Raw genomic sequence first — 464 nt, forward strand, 5'->3', positions numbered from 1 at the left:
CGGGTGAGGCCGGCGCGCCGGACGGTCGGACGTGGGTGGCCGCGGCGGCGGCCGGGAGCGAACCGCTGGGCACGCTCGTGCTGCACGGTGTCGTCCTGGACGACACCGACCAGCGAATCCTGGAGCGCGCGGCGATGGTGACCGCCCTGCTCCTGCTCATCCGCCGATCGGTGAGCGAGACCGAGCACCGGGTCCGCGGCGACCTGCTCAACGAACTGCTGGAGGTCCGCGCGCGCGAACCGGGGTCGCTGCGCCAGCGCGCCGCGCTGCTCCGCGCCGACCTGGACGCGCCGCACGTGCTGGTGGTGGCGGAGGCGCCCGGCGCCGATCCGGGCCGGGTGCGGTCGGCGGCGACCCACGTCGCGGAGACCACCGGAGGGCTGACCGGTCAGAGGTCCGGTCGGATGGTGCTGGCGCTGCCCGGGACCGACCCCGCCGAGGCGGGCCGCCGGGTGGTCGCGGAG

1 pseudogene is annotated in these 464 nt (G+C 77.4%); it reads left to right on the plus strand.

What is annotated here, in order from left to right:
* Positions 1 to 464 (plus strand): annotated as a pseudogene (locus D471_RS36540) (diguanylate phosphodiesterase); the annotation flags it as partial.

Source organism: Nocardiopsis lucentensis DSM 44048, from assembly GCF_000341125.1.
Lineage (GTDB): Bacteria > Actinomycetota > Actinomycetes > Streptosporangiales > Streptosporangiaceae > Nocardiopsis > Nocardiopsis lucentensis.